Annotated in this window: 18 protein-coding genes; 15 read left to right on the plus strand and 3 right to left on the minus strand. The window is 73.1% G+C overall.

Going from position 1 to position 18,753, the window contains the following annotated elements:
* Positions 1 to 77 precede the first annotated feature (77 nt).
* The 8 genes from K7G61_RS34720 (at position 78) to K7G61_RS34755 (ending at position 7,500) form a co-directional block, all read left to right on the plus strand.
* Positions 78 to 725, plus strand: a complete 648-nt coding sequence (locus K7G61_RS34720) for an HAD family phosphatase (RefSeq protein ID WP_225851149.1) — start codon at positions 78 to 80, stop codon at positions 723 to 725.
* A 251-nt stretch (positions 726 to 976) separates the two neighbouring features.
* Positions 977 to 2,263 carry an MFS transporter gene (locus tag K7G61_RS34725; RefSeq protein ID WP_225851150.1) on the plus strand — a complete coding sequence of 429 codons (1,287 nt, stop codon included), beginning with the start codon at positions 977 to 979 and terminating at the stop codon, positions 2,261 to 2,263.
* A complete protein-coding gene (locus K7G61_RS34730; RefSeq protein ID WP_225851151.1) occupies positions 2,232 to 3,404 on the plus strand; it encodes an acetoin utilization protein AcuC in 1,173 nt (390 codons plus the stop codon). Before K7G61_RS34725 ends, K7G61_RS34730 begins: the two co-directional genes overlap by 32 nt.
* Before the next feature lie 87 nt (positions 3,405 to 3,491).
* Complete coding sequence (locus tag K7G61_RS34735) at positions 3,492 to 4,292, plus strand: phosphatase (RefSeq protein WP_225851152.1); 801 nt, start codon at positions 3,492 to 3,494, stop codon at positions 4,290 to 4,292.
* Positions 4,293 to 4,418: 126 nt separating this feature from the next.
* A complete protein-coding gene (locus tag K7G61_RS34740; RefSeq protein WP_225851153.1) occupies positions 4,419 to 4,631 on the plus strand; it encodes a helix-turn-helix domain-containing protein in 213 nt (70 codons plus the stop codon).
* A 146-nt stretch (positions 4,632 to 4,777) separates the two neighbouring features.
* The gene (locus tag K7G61_RS34745; protein WP_003948845.1) at positions 4,778 to 4,876 is read left to right on the plus strand and encodes a 30S ribosomal protein bS22; all 99 of its coding nucleotides are present in this window, start codon (positions 4,778 to 4,780) and stop codon (positions 4,874 to 4,876) included.
* A 183-nt stretch (positions 4,877 to 5,059) separates the two neighbouring features.
* Entirely contained in the window at positions 5,060 to 6,145 is a 1,086-nt protein-coding gene (locus K7G61_RS34750) for an NAD-dependent epimerase/dehydratase family protein (protein WP_225851163.1), read from the plus strand.
* A gap of 50 nt (positions 6,146 to 6,195) precedes the next feature.
* Positions 6,196 to 7,500, plus strand: coding sequence for a lysophospholipid acyltransferase family protein (locus tag K7G61_RS34755; RefSeq protein ID WP_225851164.1), 1,305 nt, complete (start codon positions 6,196 to 6,198; stop codon positions 7,498 to 7,500).
* 95 nt (positions 7,501 to 7,595) lie between these two features.
* Here the strand turns inward: K7G61_RS34755 and K7G61_RS34760 are convergent, their stop codons facing one another.
* The 3 genes from K7G61_RS34760 to K7G61_RS34770 all read right to left on the minus strand — a co-directional run bounded on the left by K7G61_RS34760 (position 7,596) and on the right by K7G61_RS34770 (position 11,397).
* On the minus strand, positions 7,596 to 9,008 hold the full coding sequence (locus K7G61_RS34760; RefSeq protein ID WP_225851154.1) for a DUF5667 domain-containing protein: 1,413 nt from the start codon (positions 9,006 to 9,008) through the stop codon (positions 7,596 to 7,598).
* A 195-nt stretch (positions 9,009 to 9,203) separates the two neighbouring features.
* Positions 9,204 to 10,070, minus strand: a complete 867-nt coding sequence (locus K7G61_RS34765) for an ECF subfamily RNA polymerase sigma factor, BldN family (protein ID WP_225851155.1) — start codon at positions 10,068 to 10,070, stop codon at positions 9,204 to 9,206.
* A gap of 310 nt (positions 10,071 to 10,380) precedes the next feature.
* Positions 10,381 to 11,397: an HAD family phosphatase gene (locus K7G61_RS34770; RefSeq protein WP_225851156.1), complete on the minus strand. Its 1,017-nt coding sequence runs from the start codon at positions 11,395 to 11,397 to the stop codon at positions 10,381 to 10,383.
* Between the two features lie 93 nt (positions 11,398 to 11,490).
* On the opposite strand from K7G61_RS34770, the gene K7G61_RS34775 reads away from it, so the two are divergent.
* From K7G61_RS34775 to hemB, 7 genes are all read left to right on the plus strand, one after another.
* On the plus strand, positions 11,491 to 11,742 hold the full coding sequence (locus tag K7G61_RS34775) for a glutaredoxin family protein (protein ID WP_225851157.1): 252 nt from the start codon (positions 11,491 to 11,493) through the stop codon (positions 11,740 to 11,742).
* Between the two features lie 306 nt (positions 11,743 to 12,048).
* Positions 12,049 to 12,789 carry an exonuclease domain-containing protein gene (locus K7G61_RS34780; RefSeq protein ID WP_225851158.1) on the plus strand — a complete coding sequence of 247 codons (741 nt, stop codon included), beginning with the start codon at positions 12,049 to 12,051 and terminating at the stop codon, positions 12,787 to 12,789.
* A gap of 131 nt (positions 12,790 to 12,920) precedes the next feature.
* Positions 12,921 to 13,637 (plus strand): redox-sensing transcriptional repressor Rex, encoded by a 717-nt coding sequence (locus K7G61_RS34785; protein ID WP_225851159.1) that lies wholly within the window; start codon positions 12,921 to 12,923, stop codon positions 13,635 to 13,637.
* Positions 13,634 to 15,004, plus strand: coding sequence for a glutamyl-tRNA reductase (locus K7G61_RS34790; protein WP_225851160.1), 1,371 nt, complete (start codon positions 13,634 to 13,636; stop codon positions 15,002 to 15,004). Before K7G61_RS34785 ends, K7G61_RS34790 begins: the two co-directional genes overlap by 4 nt.
* 250 nt (positions 15,005 to 15,254) lie before the next feature.
* Positions 15,255 to 15,590: a hypothetical protein gene (locus K7G61_RS37190; RefSeq protein ID WP_225851161.1), complete on the plus strand. Its 336-nt coding sequence runs from the start codon at positions 15,255 to 15,257 to the stop codon at positions 15,588 to 15,590.
* A complete protein-coding gene (locus K7G61_RS34800) occupies positions 15,587 to 17,266 on the plus strand; it encodes a uroporphyrinogen-III synthase (RefSeq protein WP_374204341.1) in 1,680 nt (559 codons plus the stop codon). The genes K7G61_RS37190 and K7G61_RS34800 overlap by 4 nt, the downstream gene beginning before the upstream one ends.
* A 170-nt stretch (positions 17,267 to 17,436) precedes the next feature.
* Positions 17,437 to 18,423: a porphobilinogen synthase gene (gene hemB, locus K7G61_RS34805; protein WP_225851162.1), complete on the plus strand. Its 987-nt coding sequence runs from the start codon at positions 17,437 to 17,439 to the stop codon at positions 18,421 to 18,423.
* Positions 18,424 to 18,753 lie beyond the last annotated feature (330 nt).

Here is an 18,753-nt window from a genome sequence, read left to right on the forward strand (position 1 = left end):
ATTTTGATAATGCCTCAGCCCCCGTGGTTCTCCACGGGGGCTGAGGTGTTTCAGCAGCACATGTGTACCGTACTGGTGTGCGCTACGACCTGGTGATCTTCGACAACGACGGGGTGCTCGTCGACAGCGAGCCCCTCTCCAACCGCATCCTGGCCGACTACCTCACGGAGGTCGGACACCCGACCACGTACGAGGAGTCGGTGCGGGACTTCATGGGGGCGGCGGAGCACCGGATTCACGATCTGATCCGGGAGCGGACCGGGCAGGCGCTGCCGGCCGGGTTCAACGAGACCCTCCACGCCCGGGTGTTCGAGGCGTTCGCGCGGGAGCTGGAGCCCGTCGAGGGAGTGGGTGTCGTACTCGACAAGCTGGCGGCGGACGGCGTGGCGTACTGCCTGGCGTCGTCGGGGACGCACGAGCGGATCAGGGTGGCGCTGCGGAAGACCGGGCTGTACGAGAGGTTCGACGAGGAGCGGATCTTCTCGGCACAGGACGTGGGGCGCGGGAAGCCGGCGCCCGACCTCTTCCTGCACGCGGCGGCCGGCATGGGGGTGCCCGCCGAGCGGTGCGCCGTGATCGAGGACAGCCCGCTCGGTGTGGCGGCGGCCAGGGCGGCCGGGATGGACGTGTACGGGTTCGCCGCGATGACGCCGGCCGAGCGCCTCCAGGACGCGACGGCGCTGTTCGCCAGCATGACGGAACTGCCGGACCTGCTGTTCCGCTGAGCGACACGGAGCGCGAGCCGGAGCGAACCGGAACGAAGGGGCCGCAGGGGTGGGGGGCCGAGATGCTGATGTGTATTTGTGGGCCGCCAGGCCCGTAAATAGACGATCTCGGCCCCCCACCCCGGAGGACCCGCCCCCGCCCCCGGACCCCAGCCACCGCATCACCCGCCACCCCCACCTGGCCCGCCGGAATCGGAACGTGACGCCGCGGCCCTACTCACCCGTAGCTTCCGCGCTTACGCTGCACGTTCATGGAACCCGCTCGCCCGGCAGCCGTCCGGTACGGCCGTGCCGCCCTCGCGATCAGCTTCTTCGCGCAGGGGGCGCTCTTCGCGCTGCTCGTGACGCGCATCCCGGCCATCCAGGACCGTTACGGAATCGGGGACGGGCTGCTCCCGGTGTTCCTGGCCGCGGTGCCGGTACTGGCCGGTGTCGGGAGTCTGGTGACCGAGCAGTTGGTCAAGCGGGTGCGGCCGAGCATCGTGCTGCGCTGGGTGCAGCCGGCGGTGAGTCTGGTCCTGGTGGGGCTGGGCGTCGGCGACCAGCTGTGGACCGCGGCGGTGACCCTCGCGCTGTTCGGCGTGTGCGTGGGCGGCCTGGACGCCTCGATGAACATGCTGGGGGTGAGTCTCCAGCGTGAGTACGGCCAGAGCATCATGCTCGGCTTCCACGCGGCATTCAGCCTCGGCGGGATCGTCGGGGCGTCGCTGGCGTGGGCCGGGGCGCACTGGCACGTGTCGCTGGCGGCGCTGTACGGCCCCGCGGGGGTGGTCCTGATACCCCTGACGCTCACGGCCAGCCGCTGGTACCGGGACCGGGGTCCAGGACACCCTGAGACCCTCCAGAACCCCGAACACCCACAAAACCCCGAACACCCACAGCACCCAAAGAACCCACAGCACCCGGAGTCCACCAGCCCCCCCGCCTCCGCCCCCCAAACCCTCGTGATGCGGATGCTGCTCCCCCTCTGCATGGTCATGGCCTTCGCGTACATCGGCGACTCCACGGTCTCCAACTGGAGCGCGAAGTACCTCCAGGACACCCTGCACAGCTCGGAGCAGCTCTCCACCGTCCCGTACGCCGTGTACATGGTGACCACGCTGATCGGGCGGTCGGTCGGCGACTTCGGGGTGCGCCGGTACGGGGCGGTGCCCGTCGTACGGCTGGGCACGGTGGTCGCGGTGGCCGGCTTCGCGGTGGTGGCGGTCGCGCCGGGGCCGTGGGTGGGGATGCTCGGCTTCACCCTTCTCGGCCTCGGGCTGTGCGTGATCGTGCCGCAGACGTTCGCGGCCGCGGGCCGCATGTTCCCCGGTGACTCGGACTCGGCCATCGCGCGCCTGAACATCTTCAATTACGTGGGGTTCCTGGTGGGCTCGCCGCTGGTCGGGGCGCTGGGGGACGTGTGGAGCTACCGGGGCGCGATGCTCGTCCCCATGGTGCTGGTCGCGATGACCCTCGGGTACGCCACGTCCTTCGCCGCGGTGCCCGCCGGGTACGGTGTCGGCCATGAGCGGCCGCGCACAGTTGATGTGGGATGAGCAGGTTACGCAGTACGACTTCGGCCCCGGGCACCCGATGGACCCGGTGCGGCTGCGGCTCACCAGGGACCTGGTCGGGGCGTTCGGGCTGGACGGCGCGCTGACGGTCGTCGCGGCGCCGGCGGCGGGCGACTCCACGCTGACGCTGGTGCACCGGCCGGACTACGTGGCCAAGGTGCGCCAGGCGGCCGCGGATCCGCGCTCGGCGGACCTGTCGTACGGGCTGGGCAGCGAGGACAATCCGGCGTTCGCGGCGATGCACGAGGCGTCGGCGCTGATCGCGGGGCAGTCGGTGGGGGCGGCGGAGGCGGTGTGGCGGGGGGAGGCGGACCACGCGGTGAACTTCGCGGGGGGCCTGCACCACGCGATGCCGGCGGCGGCCTCGGGGTTCTGCGTGTACAACGATGCCGCGCTGGCGGTGGCGCGGCTGCTGGAGCTGGGCGCCGAGCGGGTGGTGTACGTCGACGTGGACGTCCACCACGGGGACGGCGTGCAGGCGGTGTTCTGGGACGACCCTCGGGTGCTGACGATCTCGCTGCACGAGAACCCGCTCACGCTGTTCCCGCAGACCGGCTGGCCGGAGGAGACCGGCGGGCCGGCGGCGGAGGGGAGCGCGGTCAACCTGGCGCTTCCGGCCGGGACGGGCGACGCGGGCTGGCTGCGCGCATTCCACGCGGTCGTGCCGGAGCTGATGGCGGCTTTCCGGCCGCAGGTGGTGGTCTCGCAGCACGGCGCCGACACTCATGCCGAGGATCCGCTGGCGCACCTGGCGGTGTCGCTGGACGCGCAGCGGGCGGTGGCCGAGGCGGTGCACGGTCTGGCGCACGAGCACGCGGGCGGGCGGTGGGTGGCGCTGGGCGGCGGTGGTTACGCGGTGTCGGACGTGGTGCCGCGTACGTGGACGCATCTGGTCGCCATTGCTGCGGGTGTGCCGATCGATCCCCTCACGCATGTGCCGGCCGAGTGGCGTGACGAGGTGTTCGCGAGGACGAGGGCGACGGCTCCGCTGCGGATGACCGACGGCCGGGACGTGCGGTGGGCGAGTTTCGAGGAGGCGGGCTACGATCCGGCGAACCGTCTTGACCAGGCGATTCTGGCGACGCGGCGGGCGGTGTTCCCGCTGCACGGGCTGATCCCGTGACGGCGCCCGCGCCGCGGGCCTCACCCTCGCGGGGGTGATGTGACGGTTTCGCCCCCGTCCGCCCCGTAACCCCGTAAGGATGCGCACGTGGTGAGTGCGGGTGAGCTGCGGGCGCATCTGGTGGCGGCGAGGCTGGCGGGGCGGGTCGCCACGCCCCGGGAGAGGGCGCTGCGCAGCTATCGGGGGTTCGCGGTGCGCGACCCGAGGGCGACGCTGGGGCTGGATCCGGAAGGGGCCTGGGGTACGGAGGAGTTGCTGCGGCTGATGTCCGAGCGGTGCGGCGTCTCACCGGACCCGGGCTATGCGGAGGGCGACGACACCATCGATCCGGACTGTACGGTGGCCGCGCTGGACGCCTTTGCGGAACGCCTGCGCAGGGCCGTGCGGGAGCGCACGCCGCTGCTGCTGGGCACGGGCCATCCACATCGCCTGCACGGGTTCTACGCATCTTTGGCGGCCGCTCTGTCGGCGGCGGGCTGCCCGGTCCTCACCCCCGCGTACGGCAGACGTGTCGACGTGCCGACGCAGTTCGGCGTACGGCGCTTCCGGCTCGGATACGTGGGCGGGGTCGCGGTGCTGCGGCCGGTGGACGGCGGCGGGGCCGCCCACACGCATTCGCCGCTGCCGGTGCGGGCGGCGCTCGGGGCGGCCGCGGAGGAGGGCGGGATGCTGCCCGCGCTGGTGGTCGGCGACCACGGATTCATCTGCGGCGCAGGTCAGTTGGGTATTGAGGCGATCGGGCCGGCGGCCTCGGACGCCCCGGCGGTTTTCGTGGCCGAGGCGGAGGGCCGGGTGTCGGTCGCCGTACCGCTCGACGACACCGTCCGGGCCGATTACTACCTGCCGCTGACCCGTTACGTACTCCATCGGGCGTGGCTGGCACAGTAAGCAACCATAGGCAACTCCTCTTCCCCACTTGCATCACGCGCCTCTAATCTGTGGGGGAGCGCACATGCCTGTTGAGTCGCCGGAGGGGAAGCCGGTGGCGTCATGTGCGGAAGGTTCAGGTGTGTCATGTCTGTAGTCGAGAGTCGGCCTCTCAACGAGGTCGTGTTCCTCACCGTCGCCGAGGTGGCGGCGGTGATGCGGGTCTCCAAGATGACCGTGTACCGGCTGGTGCACAGCGGTCATCTTCCGGCGATCCGGGTCGGCCGGTCCTTCAGGGTCCCCGAGCAGGCCGTCCACGAGTACCTGCGTGAATCCTATGTGGGGGTGGAATCTGCCTGAGTATCTGGGGACGGCCCGGTGACGGGCCGGCGACCTCCGCGTGGGCCTCGGTTACTGTGCATCCTCTCCGGGCGGGTAGGCTAGGCCGACGTAGGTCGTGTGGGCTCGGACGCCCCGCACCGAGTGAATCCGAAGCGAGGGTAGTCGTGGGCTCTGTCATCAAGAAGCGGCGCAAGCGTATGGCCAAGAAGAAGCACCGCAAGCTGCTCAAGCGGACGCGAGTGCAGCGCCGCAACAAGAAGTAAGCGGTCTCCGCGCCGGAAGTACGCGGGCTTCGCGCCGCTCGCCACTGCCCCCCTCCCGCCGCCCGCCACGGGCCCCGGGTGGGGGGCAGCGGCATGTCCGGTTGGGCGGGGCGCCATGCCGTCGCCACCACCTGGCGGTACGGTGACAGCATCTCCCTGGGACCGCTGAGGAAGGCGCGATACGTGGGCAAGGTCGTGCTCGTCACCGGAGCCGCCCGGCAGCTCGGCGGCCGGTTCGTCCGGCAGGTGCGGCGCGAGCCCGAGGTGGAGCGGGTGATCGCGGTGGACGCGGAGACCCCGGAGCACGATCTGGGTGACGCCGAGTTCGTCCGCGCCGACATCCGCCAGCCGATGATCGGCAAGGTCCTGGCGCAGCGCGCCGTGGACACGGTGGTGCACCTGGACGTCACCGGCACCCCGCTGGGTTCGGGCGGCCGTACCCAGGTCAAGGAGACCAACGTCATCGGCACCATGCAGTTGCTCGGCGCGTGCCAGAAGGCGCCGACCGTGCGGCGGCTGGTGGTGAAGTCGACCACGAGCGTCTACGGGGCCGCGCCGCGCGACCCGGCCGTGTTCACCGAGACCACGCCGGTCAAGTCGCTGCCGAGCGGCGGCTTCGCGAAGGACGCGGTGGAGGTCGAGGGGTACGTACGCGGCTTCGCGCGGCGCCGGCCGGACGTCGCGGTGGCGGTGCTGCGGTTCGCCAACATCCTCGGGCCGAACGCGGACACCCCGCTGGCGAACTACTTCGCGCTGCCGGTGCTGCCCACGGTCTTCGGCTACGACCCGCGGCTGCAGTTCGTGCACGAGGACGACGTGATCGCGGTGCTGCTGACCGCGGCGACGGAGCCCCGGCGCGGCACGCTCAACAGCGGCACGTTCAACATCGCCGGCGACGGGGTGCTGCTGCTGTCGCAGACCGCGCGCCGGCTGGGCAGGCCGACCGCGCCCGTCCTGCTGCCGGCCGTCACCTGGCTGGGGCAGATGATGCGTGCGACGGGCCTGACGGACTTCTCGCCGGAGCAGATCCGGCTGCTGACCCACGGCAGGGTGGTGGACACCCGGCAGATGCGGGAGACGCTCGGGTTCGAGCCCGCGTACACCACCGCGGAGACCTTCGCGGACTTCGCGCGCAGCCGGGGCCCGGGGCTGCTGCCGCCGGACCGGCTGGCCCGGGCGGTCGACCGTATCGCGGCGGCGCTGCCCGCATCCCGCACGTCATCCGCCCGGCCGTCCGGCCACGCCTCTCCGGGAGCGGGTGCCGAATGACCGCACGACAGCAGCCCGCGCAGCAGCCCTCACCGGAAGGAGCAGGAGCCGTGGCGGACGCCAAGGTGATTCCGTTCGACGAGGACTCCAGGGCCCGGCGGGGCGGCCGCGGGCGTTCCCGCCAAGGGGCGCGCAAGCCGGGTGCCCAGGCCGCTCCCGCGGCCGGCGGCGCGACCGGCGGGGGCGGGCCGGCCGAGCAGGCGCCGCTCGCCTCCGTGCCGGAGGTGCCGGAGGTACCGGAAGTACCGCACGTGCCGGAGGTGCCGGAGATCCCCGCGCAGGCCGCCTCCGGGAGCCGCGGCGGGGACCACGTACATCACCGGGCGTCCGGTTCCGGTGCCGATGCCGGTGCCGGGGCGGCGGCGAGCGGGGCCGGGGACGAGGCGGAAGCGGGGGACGACGCGGTGGTACGGGACGACGGGGCCGGGGAGCCGGACGCGGTGCCGCCCGTGGGGCCGGGGGACCTGGCCTCGCTGACCGGGCTGCTGACCGGGGTGGCCGACAAGCTGCTCGGCGGACCGTGGGAGCGGAAGGCCGCCTCGGGCCTGGCGTTCCTGCGGCGGCGGGTGACCGGGGACTACGAGGTCGACGAGTTCGGTTACGACGAGGAACTGACCGAGCAGGTCCTGATGCCGCTGTTCCGGCCGCTGTTCGAGAAGTACTTCCGGGTCGAGGTGCGGGGCGTGGAGAACATTCCGGCCGAGGGCGGTGCGCTGGTGGTGTGCAACCACTCCGGCACGCTCCCGTGGGACGGGGTGATGGCGCAGATCGCGGTGCGCGACCACCACCCGGCCGGCCGCCACCTGCGGCTGCTCGCCGCCGACCTGGTCTTCGCGCTGCCGGGGTTCAACGAGCTGGCCCGCAAGGGCGGTCACACCCTGGCCTGCACGGAGGACGCGCAGTTGCTGCTGGAGCGCGGCGAGGTGGTCGGGGTGATGCCGGAGGGCTTCAAGGGGCTGGGCAAGCCCTTCTCCGAGCGGTACAAGCTGCAGCGGTTCGGGCGGGGCGGGTTCGTGGCGACGGCGCTGAAGACCCGTAAGCCGATCGTGCCGTGCTCGATCGTGGGAGCCGAGGAGATCTACCCGATGCTGGGCAACTCCCGCACCCTCGCCCGCCTCCTGGGCATTCCCTACTTCCCGCTGACCCCGACGTTCCCCTGGCTGGGCCCGCTCGGCACGATCCCGCTCCCCACCAAGTGGACCATCCAGTTCGGCACGCCGATCCCCACGGACACCTACCCGCCGGAGTCCGCGGAGGACCCGATGCTGGTGTTCAACCTGACGGACCAGGTGCGGGAGACCATTCAGCACACGCTGTACGAACTGCTGGTGCAGCGGCGGTCGGTGTTCTTCTGAGGGGTTTTTCTGAGGGTTCCTCCGGTGTCCCGGCGGCCGGTGTCCCGTGGCCCGGTGTCCCGGCGGCCCGGGACACCGGAAGAACCCTGTGCGCCTTACTGGTCCGTGCTCTCGTCCCCCAGGCCCAGGCCCGGGAGCAGGCCGGGCAGGAGGGGCGGGAGGACGACCGAGTGGCTGGTCGGGGACGGGGTGCTGGTGGGCGAGCCCGGGACCGACGGCGGGGTGGTCGGGGGCGGGCCCAGCAGGTTGCCGTTGCCACCGATCAGGCCGGGGGCGGCACTGGAGGGCGACGGGCCGGCGCTGCTGCCGCCGGCCGGGCCGGCCGGGCCGCTCGCGGGGGCGGACGGGGACGGCGCCGACGGCTCGATGCCGGAGGAGCCGCCGCCGTCGTGGCCGCCCGCGCCGGACGGGCCGGACGAGTCGGACGAGCCGGGGGACGACGTGCCCGCGCTGTGCTTCGGCTTGGGCAGCAGCGACTGGAGCGGAGCGACCTCTTGGTCTATGGCGTCGAAGACCGAACTGACCTGGTCCGAGACGTCGGTGAGCTGGCTGGGCAGCTTGCCGCGCAGATCCCGCCAGCTCTGCCGGTGGGTCTCGGAGAAGGAGTTGAGCAGCTCGATCGGCTGGAGGGAGCCGTCCTGCCGGTAGGCCTCGGTGAGCAGGCGGTGTCCCTCGGAGGCTTCCTGGTGCATCCCGGACAGCGCCTTGCGGACCTCGCCGACCGATTCTTCGTCCAGGGTGCCGCCGCGGCCCCGGTCCATCAGGCGGCGGGCCTCCTGCATGCGGGTGGCGGCCATGTCGAGGTAGACCTTGCCGCGCGAGGCGTCCCCGCCGGCCATGTCGAGCTTGAGGTCCTCCATGCCGCGCTTGAGGCCGTAGAGGGTGTCGCCGGGCAGGGCGTTGGTGCTCGCGGCCGCGACGCCGCCGAAGGCGCCCGCCGCGACGCCGACGGTGAGGCCGCCGACGGCGAGCCGCCGGGACAGGCGGGAACGGGGGCCGAGGGCGCGCGGGCCGGTGGCGCGGCGGCCGCCGCCGCTGTCGGAACGCTGCTCGGGGACGCGCCGGGTGGTCTCGAAGCTGCCGTCGGCGATGGCCTGTTCCATCGCGGCGATGAGCTGGGCGCGCTGGACGGTCTTCTTCTGCGGGTCCATCGCGGGGCGGGGCCGCGAGCTGAGCGCGGCGGCCAGCGCGACCATCGCCGCCTGCTCGGGGTCGGCGTGGCGGGAGGCGGCATGGGCGCCGTGCCCACCGCTGGCGTGCCCACCGTGGCCCCGCTGGCTCCCGTGGCCCTCATGGACCTCGCGGCCCTCGCGGTCCTCATGGTCGACGCGGCCGTCGCGGCCCTCCCGGCTCTCGCGGCCGACGCGGCCGTCGTCCGTGCCGTGGGTGTCGGTGCCGGGGGCGCCGCCGGCACCGTGCTCGCCAGTGGTCTCCCCGGGGACAGCGGCGTCCTCAAGGGCCTGGGCGAAGGCGTTCGCCCGGCGGTGTGCCGTTGCCTGTCCGATCACGGGCGGCACCTCCTCTCGTCATCCACACTCGACTCCCGGTGCCGCCAGGATGGTTGTACGCCCGCTCGCCAACCACCCGATCGGGTGAAAGACCGCCCGAACAGCGGTGAGCGGGGTCCGGCACGAAGTGTCTGCACGTGATGCAACGAGTCCCCCGCTCGTTGGGTTACGCAGGTCGGATGATCCAACGGGGCCTCACCGGGCGTCCTCCGGCAGCAGTCGCGCAAGGGTTCGTACCGCACGGTACTGCAAGGTCTTGATGGCTCCCTCGTTCTTGCCCATCACGCGCGCGGTCTCGGCCACCGACAGGCCCTGGAGGAAGCGCAGGGTGACGCATTCCTGCTGCTGCGGGTTGAGCTTGCGGACGGCGGTCAGCAGCGCCTCGTTGGACAGCGACTCCAGCACGGAGTCCTCGGGGCTGCGCTCGACCTCGTTGGCGTCGAGCATTTCGCCGGTGGTCACTTCGAGGCGGAACCTGCTCGACTTGAAATGGTCGGCGACCAGGTTGCGGGCGATCGTGACCAGCCAGGCGCCGAAGTCGCGGCCCTGCCAGGTGAAGGTGCCGATCCGGCGCAGGGCGCGCAGGAACGTCTCACTCGTGAGGTCCTCGGCGGTCGCCTTGGCCCCGACCCGGTAGTAGATGTACCGGTACACGGTGTCGCTGTAGTGGTCGTACAGCCGGCCGAAGGCCTCGGTCTCGCCGTCCTGCGCGCGTTCGACCAGATCCATCATCCGGCCGCTGTCGGTGTCCGCGGCGGGCCGGCGGGCGGCGGCCGGGGTGTTCGCGGTGCTCGCGGCCGTCGGGGAGTGCCCGGCGTGCGCGGCGTGCGCCCCGGAGCGCGCGGCGCTCTGCGCGTGGTGGGCGCTGTTGCGGGTGCGTCTGCCTGCGGTGGTGCTGATTTCGGCCAGCGCGTACGCGGGGCCGGGGACGGTGGGGCCGGAGGGACTGGACGTGGCGAGGGCGGGCATGGCGGGCGCGGGGACCGTGCGTCGCAGTTGGTCGAGGACCAGTGCGCGCAGCGCCGCCAAGCCGGAGGTGTCAACCCCGTCGTGTGGGTACACGGGACTCCCAGAGGCAGAACTTCCATCACGTGCAGTACGGGACCGTTCACCCGTCGTGGCGACGTGTGGGTACCGGAATGCGTCTGAGGAGAATAACGCTTCGTACAGGCGACGCTACACCGAGTTGCTCAAATCGCCGCTTGCGCCACTTCCTATACGGATTGGCGATCGACAAATTATCGAACACGCGCCCTTGGTTGACCACTTCGGTTCGTGAAGTGCTCGCGAAAGGTCCGTGTTTCTCCGACGGTGAGTGCCGCTCCGGGGGCGCGCCGGCCGGGCCCCGGCTCGTACCCGGCCCGCCCGCGGGTCACTTGTTGCGGCGGCGGTGGACGGCGGCCGCGGCCAGGGCCGCGCCCGCGGCCGCTCCCATGCCCGCCGCGGCGGGGATGCCGATCCTGGCGGCCTTGCGGCCCGTGCGGTAGTCGCGCAGCCGCCAGCCCTGGGCCCGCGCGTGCTTGCGCAGGCGGCTGTCGGGGTTGATGGCGTACGGGTGGCCGACCAGGGACAGCATGGGGATGTCGTTGTGCGAGTCGCTGTAGGCCGCGCACCGCGACAGGTCGAGGTCCTCGGCCATGGCCAGCGCGCGTACCGCCTCGGCCTTGGCCCGGCCGTGCAGCGGTTCGCCGACCAGGCGGCCGGTGTAGACGCCGTCGACGTGCTCGGCGACCGTGCCCAGAGCGCCGGTCAGGCCCAGGCGGCGGGCGATGATCGTGGCCGTCTCCAGGGGCGCGGCGGTCACGAGCCAGACCCGCTGGCCCGCGTCGAGATGGGCCTGGGCCAGCGCCCGGGTGCCCGGCCAGACCTTGCCGGCCATGTACTCGTCGTAGATCTCCTCGCCGATGGACATGACTTCCTCGACGCGGTGGCCCTTGACGATGGACAGCGCGCTGTCGCGGGCGTCCCGCATGTGCGCGGGGTCCTCGTTGCCGGCCAGCCGGAAGTACGCCTGCTGCCAGGCGAACCGGAGCAGGTCGCGCTTGTGGAAGAACTTCCGCTTGTACAGGCCGCGTCCGAAGTGGAACAGCGCGGCGCCCTGCATCACGGTGTTGTCCAGGTCGAAGAACGCGGCGGCGCGGACGTCGTGCGCGACCGGCATCTCCTCGGGGCTCTCCGGCGCGGGCCCGGCGAGGCCGCCCGCCAGGTCTCCTGTGAGGTCCCCGGCGTGGTCCTCCGGCCGCGCGCCGCCGGCCGCTTCCGTGCCGCCGGCCGGCTCCGGGTGCGGCGCGAGGGCCGCTTCCGCGGCGGCCGCCGCGGCCTCGCCTGCCAGCACGCTCCGCTCGGTCGCGTCCTGCTTACGGGAGGTGAGCCATTTCAGTGCGGCCATAGCGCGAGCATAACCACCCTGTGGGGCAAGCCTGATGCTTCGACCGGGCCGGTGTGTGAACTCCATGCGACACCTTGGCCGTACCTTTGCCCCATGACGACTGCGAGGACCGTGACGCTGATCGGGAAGCCGGGCTGCCATCTGTGCGACGACGCGCGGGCGGTGGTGGAGAAGGTGGCGGCGGAGACCGGCGCGGTGGTGGAGGAGCGCGACATCAGCCGCGATCCGGAACTGCACGACCGCTACTGGGAGCAGATTCCGGTCGTGCTGGTGGACGGCGAGCAGCACACCTTCTGGCGGGTCGACGAGCGGCGGCTGCGTGCCGCGCTGACCGCCGCGTCCTGAGGCCGGTCCGCGCCCGCCCGGGCGCAGTGAGCTTCGTCACGCTTCGTCAGGCCGATCGGGTTCCGCGGATCCTTCCGGTCCTGCGGGCTCATAGGGGTCATCGGGTTCATCGGGTTTCACCCGATACATCCCGGTTCGTCCGGGCCCGTCCGGGTGACCAGGGCCGGCTGACCCCCGGGTAAGGCAGTGTGAAATCGCGCACGAACGGTCGGCCGTTTTACGCGCGTTACCCGCACTCGCGCACATTCGATTACCATCGACGGCGTTTTGTACGTCCCGGGGGCGAATGCGTGAGGAGTGTGGCACGTGCCCCTGGCAGCCCAGGCCCGCGGGCCGGTCGGATTCGCCGTCGTCGATCTGGAGGCGACCGGCTCGTCGTCACGGCGGCACCGGGTGGTGGAGCTCGCCGTGGTGCTGCTCGGCGCGGACCTCGAACCGCAGGGCGAGTTCACCACGCTGGTCGATCCGCAGGGGCCCGTCGGGCCGACGCACATCCACGGGATCGAGCCCGAGCACCTGGGCGGCGCCCCGCGGTTCGCCGGGATCGCGCGGCGGCTGCTGGGGCTGCTGCGCGGCCGGGTGCTGGTCGGCCACAACGTGGGCTGCGACCGCGCCTTCCTGGTCGCCGAGTACGCGCGGGTGGGCCTGCGGCTGCCGGCCGTGCCCGAGCTGTGCACGATGCGGCTGGCCGAGCGGTACGGGGAGCCCGACGAGGAGGCCGGCCCGGGCGGCGGCCCGGCGGGCGGCCTGAGCCTGTGGGAGTGCGCCGCCGCGATAGGGATCACCGACTGGAGTCCGCACACCGCGCTCGGCGACGCGCGGGCATCGGCGTCGCTGCTGTCGTTCTACGCGCCGCGGGCCGCCGGCCTGGCCGAGCGGCTGGACGTGGCGGCGGGCACGAGGTGGCCCGAACCCTCCGGTCCGCTCACCGTCGGCGACGCGCTCTGGATGCGCCGGAGCGGCGCGTACACGAGGGGATTCCGGGCCGGCCGGGGAAACGATCAGGCACGCGGAACGGTGCCCGGAGTCCGGAATGAGCCGGCGTGATGCCCATCACTTCCAGCGGTCAAAACGGACACCATCTTTGTGCACGCATTCACAAAGACATAGCCTGGCCTTCACGGGGCGGCCCCAGGGACCGTGGTCGTCCTCAGCCCAGCTCTACCCGCAGGAGCACCGTGGCAACTGGCCGATCACACCGACCGGCGACTCGCGGCCGAGGGATTCCCGAGGCCACCGTCGCCAGGCTTCCGCTGTACCTGCGGGCGCTGACAGCTCTTTCCGAGCGTTCGGTGCCCACCGTGTCGTCGGAGGAGCTCGCCGCGGCCGCCGGAGTCAATTCGGCGAAGCTGCGCAAGGACTTCTCCTACCTCGGCTCGTACGGCACGCGGGGCGTCGGATACGACGTGGAGTACCTCGTGTACCAGATCAGCCGTGAACTCGGGCTGACCCAGGACTGGCCGGTCGTCATCGTCGGTATCGGCAACCTGGGCGCCGCCCTGGCCAACTACGGGGGGTTCGCCTCCCGCGGCTTCCGGGTCGCCGCCCTGCTCGACGCCGACACCGCGCTCGCCGGGAAGCTGGTCGCCGGACTGCCGGTGCGGCACATCGACGAACTCGAGACGATCGTCGCCGACAACCAGGTGTCCATCGGCGTGATCGCCACTCCGGCGGGCGCCGCCCAGGAGGTCACCGACCGGCTGGTCGCCGCCGGGGTCACCTCGATCCTGAACTTCGCCCCGACCGTGCTGTCGGTGCCGGACGGCGTGGACGTGCGCAAGGTCGACCTGTCCATCGAGCTGCAGATCCTGGCCTTCCACGAGCAGCGCAAGGCCGGTGAGGACGACCGCCAGGAGCCGGACGGGGGAGACGTGCCCGCCGTGATGCCCGCATGAGCGTGCTGGTCGTCGGACTGAGCCATCGCAGCGCGCCCGTGAGCGTGCTGGAGCGGGCCACCCTCGCCGAGGACGTGCGGGCGGCGCTGCTGCGGGACGCGCTGGCCGCCGAGCCCGCCACCGAGGCGGTCGTGCTGGCCACCTGCAACCGCGTCGAGCTGTACGCGGACGTGGACAAGTTCCACGCCGGGGTCGCCGAGCTGTCCACGCTGCTGGCCGGCCACAGCGGGGTGCCGCTGGACGAGCTGACCCCGCACCTGTACGTGCACTACGAGGACCGGGCCGTCCACCACCTGCTGACCGTGGCCTGCGGCCTGGACTCGATGGTGGTCGGCGAGGGCCAGATCCTCGGCCAGATCAAGGACGCGCTCGCCGTGAGTCAGGAGCTGCACACCGCGGGCCGCCTGCTCAACGACCTGTTCCAGCAGGCGCTGCGGGTCGGCAAGCGGGCGCACTCCGAGACCGGGATCGACCGGGCCGGGCGGTCGCTGGTCACCTTCGGCCTGGCCCAGTTCCCGGCCGGCACGGTCGAGGGCCGCCGCGCCCTGGTGGTCGGCGCCGGCTCGATGTCGTCGCTGGCCGCCGCGACCCTGGCGCGCTCGGGCGCGGCCTCGGTGACCGTCGCCAACCGCACGGCCGCGCGGGCCGAGCGGCTGGCGCACCTGCTGCGCGAGCAGGGCACGGTGGCCTCGACGATCACCATGGCGCAGGTCCCGGCCGCGCTCGCGGACGCCGACATCGTGGTCTCCTGCACGGGCTCGACCGGCCTGGTGCTGACCGCCGACCAGCTCAAGACCGCCGTCCACGGCCGTACGGGCGCGCCGCTGGCCGTACTCGACCTGGCGATGCCGCGGGACGTGGACGCCGCCGCCCACGGCCTCGACGGCGTCCACCTGGTGGACATCGAGTCGCTGGCCGCCGCGTCGGCCGACGCCCCCATGGCGGCCGACGTCGACCAGGTGCGGGCGATCGTGGCCGAGGAGGTCGCCGCCTTCGGCGCGGCCCAGCGGGCGGCGCGCGTCACACCCACCGTCGTGGCGCTGCGCGCCATGGCCGCCGATGTCGTGGCGGGTGAACTCGCCCGACTTGACGGTAGGCTCCCGGGTCTGGACGACAAGCAACGCGCGGAGATCGCGCAGACGGTCCGGCGCGTCGTGGACAAGCTGCTGCACGCGCCCACGGTGCGGGCCAAGCAGCTCGCGGGCGAACCCGGTGGCGCCGGGTACGCCGACGCGCTGCGTGAGCTGTTCGACCTCGACCCGCAGGCGGTCGCGGCCGTCAGCATGGGGCCTCCGGCGGTTCCGGGGTCCCGTTCGGCCCGGCCCGCGGCCGGGGTGCCAGGCGGAATCGAGGGCGGTCATGAGTAACCGCACGGAGCGCACGCGGTGCGGTTCGCCGGGAAGGCCCGAAGGGGCACGGGGAACGGCGCGCTCGGCCCTCGACGGGCCGCACGCCGTCACCGGCCCCAAGGGGCAGTCGCCGTCGGGTCCGGACCACCGGCCGTCGTCGGCTGCTCGCGCGGTTCCCCGCGGCCCCGGTCGTCCCGGCGGGCCGTCGGCCGTCCGCGCGGCCCTGAAGGGCCGGGCGTGGGCACGGTCACAGGGCCCGGAGGCCCTTGTGAGTGGCAACCTTGACACCCGAATCGGGTACTTTACTTCCGGCGAGACCGACGCACCCGTCGGCGTCACCGCCGAGCGATCCCTGCTCGCCGCCCTTGAGGCCGGCCGCCCCGCCCCCGCGGGCGTGCCGTCCGGCCTCGTGGCCGACGAGCAGTATTCCGAGCTGCGCCCGCGCGGAGCCGTCGGTACCACCGACGCCTCCTCGCTGGCGCGGATGTCCATCACCGGTTCCGCACCGGCATCGGACCACGACGCGCGTGCCCTGGGCCGCGCGCTCGCCGGCCCGGTGCTCGTCAGGCGTGCGACCGGTCCTATGGGGGAGCGCACACCTTGAACCCCGCCGCCGTCGCTGACACCACGACCACGGCCGGCTCCGCCGGCCCGACCTCGACCGGGCCCGTGACCGGGCACGTCACCTTCCTGGGTGCGGGGCCCGGCGATCCCGGGCTGCTGACCCTGCGCGCCGTCGAGGCGCTCGCCGCCGCGGACCTGCTGGTCGGTGACGGCCCCGTCCTGGACGTGGTCCGCGGCCACGCCCGTGCCGACGTGGGCACGGCCGAGCCCGTCGCCGACGGGCAGGGTCCGGCCCTGGACCCCGATCCCGCCGAGGCCGCCGCTGCTGCCGCCAAGCTTGTCATGGCGTCCGCGCGGACCGGCAAGCGGGTGGTGCGCGCGGTCGCCGGCGACCCCGGGCTCGACCCGTACGCCGCCGCCGAGATGCTGGCCTGCGCCGAGGCGGGCATCCCCTTCGAGGTGGTGCCCGGTGTGGCCACCGCCGTCGGGGTGCCGGCCTACGCCGGTGTGCCGCTCAGTGGCGACGTGCGGTTCGTGGACGCGGCCACCGCGTCCGACCGCTGCTGGAGCGAGGCGGGCACCTCCGACACCACGCTCGTCGTCTCCACCACGCTGCAGACGGTGGCCGGCGCCTGCGCCGAACTCATCGCCTCCGGCCGCCGGCCCGACACGCCCCTGACGGTCACCGTCGCCGGCACCACCACCCGCCAGCGCACCTGGGCCGCCACCCTCGCCACGATCGCCGCCGAGCTCAAGGCGACCAAGGCGCTGCCGACTCCCGAGGGGCCCATCGCCGCCATAGCCGTCGTCGGCGACCGCGCCGGGCAGCGCGAGCACCTGTCGTGGTTCGAGACCAAGCCGCTGTTCGGCTGGCGCGTGCTGGTCCCCCGTACCAAGGAGCAGGCCGCCTCCCTGTCGGACCAGTTGCGGTCCTACGGCGCCGTGCCGCACGAGGTCCCCACCATCGCGGTCGAGCCCCCGCGTACCCCGCAGCAGATGGAACGCGCCGTCAAGGGCCTGGTCACCGGCCGTTACGAGTGGATCGCGTTCACCTCCGTCAACGCCGTCAAGGCGGTCCGCGAGAAGTTCGAGGAGTACGGCCTCGACGCCCGCGCCTTCGCCGGCATCAAGGTCGCCGCGGTCGGCGAGCAGACCGCCCGCGCCCTGGTCGACTTCGGCGTCAAGCCCGACCTCGTGCCCAGCGGTGAGCAGTCGGCCGCCGGGCTGCTGGAGGACTGGCCCCCGTACGACCCGGTCTTCGACCCGATCGACCGCGTCTTCCTGCCGCGCGCCGACATCGCCACCGAGACCCTGGTCGCGGGCCTGGTCGAGCTCGGCTGGGAGGTCGACGACGTGACCGCCTACCGTACGGTCCGCGCCTCGCCGCCCCCCGCGGACACCCGCGAGGCTATCAAGGGCGGCGGCTTCGACGCGGTGCTGTTCACGTCGTCCTCGACGGTGCGCAACCTCGTCGGGATCGCCGGGAAGCCGCACAACGTCACCGTCATCGCCTGCATCGGCCCGGCCACGGCCAAGACCGCGGAGGAGCACGGGCTGCGGGTCGACGTCATGGCGCCCGAACCGTCCGTCCAGGCGCTCGCGCAGGCGCTGGCCGACTACGGCACGGCCCGCCGCCTGGCCGCGACGGAGGCCGGCGACCCCGTGACGAGGCCGAGCGAGCGCCGCCCGGGCGCCCGCCGCCGCGCCCGCGTCTGACGCGCGCGCGTCCGGTACGCGCCCCCGACACGAGGTCGGCCTTCCCCGTGCCCGCCGGCCCGGGAGGGGTTCCCGCACGCCCGCCCGGCCCGACCCCGCGTCGGCAAACGCACCCTCGCGCCGGGCGTACGGTGGGAAAACCGAGACCTCCACGGAAAGGCGGCGCACCCATGAGCAAGGACTACGGTTCGTTCCCCGGGACGCGCCCCCGGCGTCTGCGGACGAGTCCGGCCATGCGGCGCCTGGTCGCGGAGAACCGGCTGAACCCCGCGGAGCTGATCCTCCCGGCGTTCGTACGGGAGGGGATCAGCGAGCCGCAGCCGGTCTCGTCGATGCCTGGAGTGGTCCAGCACACCCGCGACACCCTGCGCAAGGCCGCCGTCGAGGCGGCCGAGGCGGGCGTGGGCGGCATCATGCTCTTCGGCCTGCCCGAGCGGAAGGACGCCGTCGGCACCGCCGGCACCGACCCGGACGGCATCCTGCAGGTCGCGATCCGGGACGTGGTCTCCGAGGTGGGCGACCGTCTGGTGGTGATGTCCGACCTGTGCCTGGACGAGTTCACCGACCACGGCCACTGCGGGGTGCTGGACGACCAGGGCCGGGTGGACAACGACGCGACGCTGGAGCGTTACGCGGAGATGGCCCGGGTGCAGGCGGACGCCGGCGTCCACATGGTGGGCGCCTCGGGGATGATGGACGGCCAGGTCGGGGTCATCCGGGAGGCGCTGGACGGGATCGGCAGGCAGGACGTGTCGATCCTGGCGTACACCGCGAAGTACGCCTCGGCGCTCTACGGCCCCTTCCGCGAGGCCGTCAACTCCTCGCTCCAGGGCGACCGCAAGACGTACCAGCAGGACCCGGCGAACTACCGCGAGGCGATGCGGGAGTTGGCGCTGGACCTGGCCGAGGGCGCGGACATCGTGATGGTCAAGCCCGCTTTGCCGTATCTTGATGTGCTGCGCAAGGTCGCCGACGAGGTCGACGTGCCCGTGGCGGCGTACCAGATCTCGGGGGAGTACGCGATGGTGGAGGCGGCCGCGGCCAACGGCTGGATCGACCGGGACCGTACGATCACGGAGACCCTGACCTCCATCCGGCGGGCGGGCGCGAACATGACGTTGACGTACTGGGCCACGGAAGTCGCCCAGCGGCTCTGACCGGCCGGCCGGGCAGCCGGGCGACCGGGCGGCCGGCCGGGGCGGGCGGATCGCGACACGGAAGGGGAGGCACTCCCATGGCACCAGGGGCTCCGGGAGCACCAGGGGAGCGCGGAGACCGCGACGAGCGCGGCTACCACGTGAGCGATGTCCAGCGCGCGGGACGCGGCCGCGGTGGCCGCGGCGCCGGGAGCCGTGCGAGCGGCCGCGGTGGCGCGGCGGGCCGCGGTCCCGGCGGGCGCGGCGCGGGCCCCGCCCGCGGTGACGGCGGCCGCGGCGGGAACCCCGCCCCCGGCGGGGGGGGGGGGCACAGCCGCCGGCAAACCCCCC

The sequence above is a fragment of the Streptomyces sp. HPF1205 genome (assembly GCF_020400825.1).
GTDB lineage: Bacteria > Actinomycetota > Actinomycetes > Streptomycetales > Streptomycetaceae > Actinacidiphila.

Bases quoted from the DNA above. Each gene is read 5' to 3' on its own strand.
- K7G61_RS34730 (WP_225851151.1), top strand. From the start codon at position 2,232: ATGAGCGGCCGCGCACAGTTGATGTGGGATGAGCAGGTTACGCAGTAC.
- K7G61_RS34740 (WP_225851153.1), top strand. From the start codon at position 4,419: ATGTCTGTAGTCGAGAGTCGGCCTCTCAACGAGGTCGTGTTCCTCACC.
- K7G61_RS34775 (WP_225851157.1), top strand. From the start codon at position 11,491: ATGACGACTGCGAGGACCGTGACGCTGATCGGGAAGCCGGGCTGCCAT.
- K7G61_RS34725 (WP_225851150.1), top strand. From the start codon at position 977: ATGGAACCCGCTCGCCCGGCAGCCGTCCGGTACGGCCGTGCCGCCCTC.
- K7G61_RS34770 (WP_225851156.1), bottom strand. From the start codon at position 11,397: ATGGCCGCACTGAAATGGCTCACCTCCCGTAAGCAGGACGCGACCGAG.
- K7G61_RS34790 (WP_225851160.1), top strand. From the start codon at position 13,634: ATGAGCGTGCTGGTCGTCGGACTGAGCCATCGCAGCGCGCCCGTGAGC.
- hemB (WP_225851162.1), top strand. From the start codon at position 17,437: ATGAGCAAGGACTACGGTTCGTTCCCCGGGACGCGCCCCCGGCGTCTG.